Raw genomic sequence first — 5104 nt, forward strand, 5'->3', positions numbered from 1 at the left:
TAACAGTTAATATCATCTATCCCGTCCGTTTCAGACGGCCTATTGGAAATTATGCCGTCTGACAATGCAAATATCAAAGGCTATTCTTGAAAGCACGGCTGATTCAGGCGATAATCGGCACACTTTTTTCATATTTCCAATCTTGTCCAAGGAAGGTCAAACCATGTCTCAACTGGCAAACGCAATCCGTTTCCTCTCAGTCGATGCCGTACAGAAAGCCAACTCCGGCCACCCGGGTGCGCCTATGGGTATGGCGGAAATGGCGGAAGTATTGTGGACGAAGTTCCTCAATCATAATCCGGCCAACCCAAAATTCTACAACCGCGATCGTTTTGTCCTCTCCAATGGTCATGCTTCCATGATTCTTTACAGCCTGTTGCACCTGACCGGCTATAACGTTTCCATTGATGATCTGAAAAACTTCCGCCAACTGCACAGCAAAACCCCCGGCCATCCGGAATATGGTTATACCGACGGCGTGGAAACCACAACCGGCCCATTGGGACAAGGTATTGCCAACGCTGTGGGCATGGCTTTGGCTGAAAAAATCTTGGCTGCCGAATTCAATAAAGACGGTTTGAACATCGTTGACCACCACACCTACGTCTTCATGGGAGACGGCTGCATGATGGAAGGCGTATCGCATGAAGCCTGCTCGCTTGCCGGTACTTTGGGCTTGGGCAAATTGATTGTTTTATATGATGACAACAATATTTCCATCGATGGTAAAGTAGACGGCTGGTTTACCGAAAATATTCCGCAACGCTTTGAAAGCTACGGCTGGCATGTGATTCCAAATGTAAACGGTCATGACACTGATGCCATTCAGACGGCCATTGAAGCGGCCAGAGCCGAAACCGGCAAACCTTCCCTGATTTGCTGTAAAACCTTAATCGGTAAAGGCAGTGCCAACAAAGAAGGCAGCCATAAAACCCACGGTGCGCCTTTGGGTGCGGACGAGATCGAAGCCACGCGCAAACATTTGGGTTGGGCTTATCCTGCGTTTGAAATCCCTCAAGAAATCTATGCAGCATGGGATGCAAAAGAAAAAGGCGCGAAACTTGAGGCTGAATGGAACGAACTCTTCGCTCAATATCAAGCCAAATATCCTGCCGAAGCCGCAGAATTTGTGCGCCGCATGGATAAAAAACTGCCTGAAAACTTCGACGCTTACGTTCAAGCCGCATTGAAAGAAGTGTGCGCCAAAGCAGAAACCATCGCCACCCGTAAAGCCAGCCAAAACAGCATCGAAATCTTAGCAAAAGAGCTGCCTGAATTGGTGGGCGGTTCTGCCGACTTAACCCCGTCCAACCTGACTGACTGGTCAAACAGCGTTTCCGTTACCCGCGAACACGGCGGCAACTATATTCACTACGGCGTGCGCGAGTTCGGCATGGGCGCAATTATGAACGGCCTTACCCTGCATGGCGGTGTGAAACCATTCGGCGCGACTTTCCTGATGTTCAGCGAATACGAGCGTAACGCCTTGCGCATGGCTTCGCTGATGAAAATCAACCCTGTATTTGTGTTCACCCACGATTCCATCGGTTTGGGCGAAGACGGTCCGACCCACCAACCTATCGAGCAAACTGCCACTCTGCGCCTGATTCCAAATATGGATGTATGGCGTCCATGCGATACCGTTGAATCTTTGGTAGCGTGGTCTGAAGCCGTTAAAGCGGCCGATCACCCATCCAGCTTGATTTTCAGCCGTCAAAACTTGAAATTCCAAGCGCGTGATGAGCAACAGCTGAATGACATCAAACGCGGTGCTTACGTAATCAGTGAAGCTCAAGGCAATGCCAAAGCAGTTATCATCGCCACCGGCTCTGAAGTTGAGTTGGCTCTGGAAGCGCAAAAGGTATTGACAGAACAAGGTATCGCCGTGCGCGTTGTTTCCATGCCTTCTACCAATGTATTCGACCGCCAAGATGCTGCCTACAAAGCCGCCGTTCTGCCGGAAGGCTTACCACGCGTAGCCGTAGAAGCAGGACATGCCGACGGTTGGTATAAATACGTCGGTTTGAACGGTGCAGTGGTCGCTATCAACCGCTTCGGCGAGTCTGCACCTGCTGACTTGCTGTTCAAAGAATTCGGCTTTACCGTAGACAATGTGGTTGCCACTGTTAAATCCGTTTTGTAAATCAGATTTTTGATTGAGATAAAAAGGCCGTCTGAAATTTCAGACGGCCTTTTATTTTTCAGTCGGTTAAACAGTTTCTGTTTCAGGTTTGACCTTGCTTTTCTTAAACTTCAACACGGCTTCTTCTTTTGCTGCATCCCAGTCTATCAGTACAAAGCCGCCTTCGGCGAGTTTGCCGAACAGAAGTTCGTCGGCGAGCGGTTTGCGGATTTTTTCCTGAATCAGGCGGTTCATTGGGCGTGCACCCATTTGTGGATCGAAACCTTTTTCCGCCAGATATTTGCGCAATGCCGGTGTGAATTCGGCTTCGACTTTTTTGTCGAGGAGTTGGTGTTCGAGCTGGAGCAGGAATTTGTCCACGACTTTGGCGATGATGGGTTCGGACAAGGGCGCAAACGGGATAATTGCGTCCAAGCGGTTGCGGAACTCTGGTGTGAAGAGTTTGTTGATTGCCTGCATTTCGTCGCCGCGTTCGCGTTTGGCAGTAAAGCCGAGGCTGGGGCGGCTGAGGCTTTCTGCGCCTGCGTTGGTAGTCATAATCAGAATGACGTTGCGGAAATCGGCGCTCTTACCGTTGTTGTCGGTCAGTTTGCCTGCGTCCATGACTTGCAGGAGGACGTTGAAAATGTCGGGGTGGGCTTTTTCGATTTCGTCCAAGAGCAACACGCAATGCGGCTGTTTGTTGACGGCTTCGGTCAAAAGGCCGCCTTGTTCAAAGCCGACGTAGCCCGGCGGCGCGCCGATGAGGCGCGATACGGCGTGGCGTTCCATGTATTCGGACATATCAAAGCGTTGCAGCGGTACGCCCATCGAGTAGGCAAGCTGTTTGGCGACTTCGGTTTTGCCGACGCCGGTCGGGCCGGAGAAGAGGAAGCAGCCTATGGGTTTGTCGGGCAGGGCGAGGCCGGAACGCGACATTTTGACGGCGGCAACCAACGCGTCAATGGCGTTTTCCTGACCGTAAACCATGTTTTTCAAATCGCGACCGAGGAATTGCAGCACTTGTTTGTCGTCGTGCGACACGGTTTTTTCAGGAATCCGCGCGACTTTGGCGATGACGGTTTCGATTTGCGCTTTGCCGATGACTTTTTTCTGTTTGGATTTGGGCAAAATCCGTTGCGCCGCGCCTGCTTCGTCCATTACGTCGATGGCTTTGTCGGGCAGGAAACGCTCGTTGATGTAGCGGGCGGAGAGTTCGGCGGCGGCTTCGAGTGCGCCTTGCGTGTAGCGGACTTGATGGAAGCCTTCGAACATCGGTTTCAAGCCGCGCAGGATTTGCACGGTTTCGGCGACGGTGGGTTCGACCACGTCGATTTTTTGGAAGCGGCGGCTTAGGGCGTGGTCTTTGTCGAAAATGGTGCGGTATTCGTCGTAGGTGGTCGCGCCGATGCAGCGCAGCGAGCCTTTCGCCAGCGCGGGTTTGAGCAGGTTGGACGCATCCATCGTGCCGCCGCTGGTGCTACCCGCGCCGATGATGGTGTGGATTTCATCGATGAACAAAATGGCGTGCGGGATTTTTTCGAGCTGTTTCAAGACGGATTTGACCCGCGCTTCAAAATCGCCGCGGTATTTCGTACCCGCCAAAAGCGAGCCCATATCCAGCGCGTACACTTCAGCATCTTTGAGCGCGTCGGGAATGTCGCCGTTGACGATTTGATGCGCCAAGCCTTCCGCCAGCGCGGTTTTGCCAACGCCTGCTTCGCCGACCAAAAGCGGATTGTTTTTGCGGCGGCGGCACAGGATTTGCACCAGCCGTTCCATTTCGTGTTTTCTGCCGATTAAGGGGTCGATGCGACCGGCTTTGACTTCGGCGTTGAGGTTGACGGTGTAGTCGGAAAGGGAGCCGGTTTTCTGTTCCGCTTCCTCGCCCTCGCGTCCCTGGCCGTCTGAATCATTGCCATCCTCGTCATCGGGCGAGCCATGGGCAATGCAACGCAAGACTTCAAAGCGCGTAATGGATTGCAATTTGAGGAAATAAACGGCATGGCTTTCAGATTCGCTCATCATGGCAACCAAAATATCTAAAGGCTCTACTGCGGCTTTGCCGGCAGACTGGGTATGCACCATTGCCCGTTGGATGACGCGTTGGAAGCCCAATGTCGGCTGGGTTTCTACCGTATCTAGAAGATGATCGGGAATTTGCGGCGTGTTTTCAGCAACGCTGGCCGCAAGCTGCTCGGACAGGACTTTTAAATCCGCACCACATAGTTTCAAGACGTTCGGCACAGCCGCATCTTCTTCTATCAGCACCAAAAGCAGGTGTTCCAAGCTGATAAACTCATAGCGGGCGTTGCGTGCTTCACGATAGAGCAGTTGCAGGATGTGTTCCAATTCGGGTGAAAGCATGATTTAAACCTCTTCGACTATACATTTGAGCGGATGCCCTTCAGCTTTAGCACGTTCCATGACCTGATGCTGCTTGGTCTGCGCAATATCGCGCGTATAGGTGCCGCACAGGCCTTTGCCTTCGTGGTGCACCAACAACATGACGGCCACTGCTTGTTCCTGTGTAAGCATAAAGACTTCGGTCAGGATTTCGACGACAAATTCCATGGTGGTGTAATCGTCGTTCAATAAAAATACGCCGTAACGTTTCGGCGGCTGTGTGTTGATATCGCTGAGCAGGGTATCGGATTGGTGGTCGGTATTCGGATGGTTCATAATCTTAGGTTTCAGTTTTCAGACGGCCTGTTTTAGAGTGTAAACCGTTTTCTGTTGTATTTCGGCAATTTTTTTCTATTTTCCCACTTTTTTGAAAACATAGCTTGACGTTTTGTCTTAACAAATGTAAAAAGACAGTTAAGCAGAAGTTGGCACTCGACCGCGTATGCAATACGGGGGAGAAACGCTGAACGTTTTAGTTTGCTGTATGCCTTGTTTTGCTGATTTTGTTAATTTTTAAGTATAGGAAGTTTCTAATGGCAACCGGTATCGTAAAATGGTTTAACGACGCTAAAGGTT

At 51.2% G+C, this 5104-nt stretch carries 3 protein-coding genes; 1 reads left to right on the plus strand and 2 read right to left on the minus strand.

The features are described 5' to 3' along the window. Positions 1-163: 163 nt before the first annotated feature. Positions 164-2143, plus strand: a complete 1980-nt coding sequence (tkt, locus tag ACTHUT_RS13710; protein WP_250600139.1) for a transketolase — start codon at positions 164-166, stop codon at positions 2141-2143. 66 nt (positions 2144-2209) lie between these two features. Here tkt and clpA read toward each other — a convergent pair whose 3' ends face one another. Both clpA and clpS read right to left on the minus strand, forming a co-directional pair. Next, positions 2210-4489: an ATP-dependent Clp protease ATP-binding subunit ClpA gene (clpA, locus tag ACTHUT_RS13715; RefSeq protein WP_250600142.1), complete on the minus strand. Its 2280-nt coding sequence runs from the start codon at positions 4487-4489 to the stop codon at positions 2210-2212. Between the two features lie 3 nt (positions 4490-4492). Then, on the minus strand, positions 4493-4804 hold the full coding sequence (clpS, locus tag ACTHUT_RS13720) for an ATP-dependent Clp protease adapter ClpS (protein ID WP_004520799.1): 312 nt from the start codon (positions 4802-4804) through the stop codon (positions 4493-4495). Between the last annotated feature and the right edge of the window lie 300 nt (positions 4805-5104).

The organism is Neisseria sp. P0022.S010, from assembly GCF_051956635.1.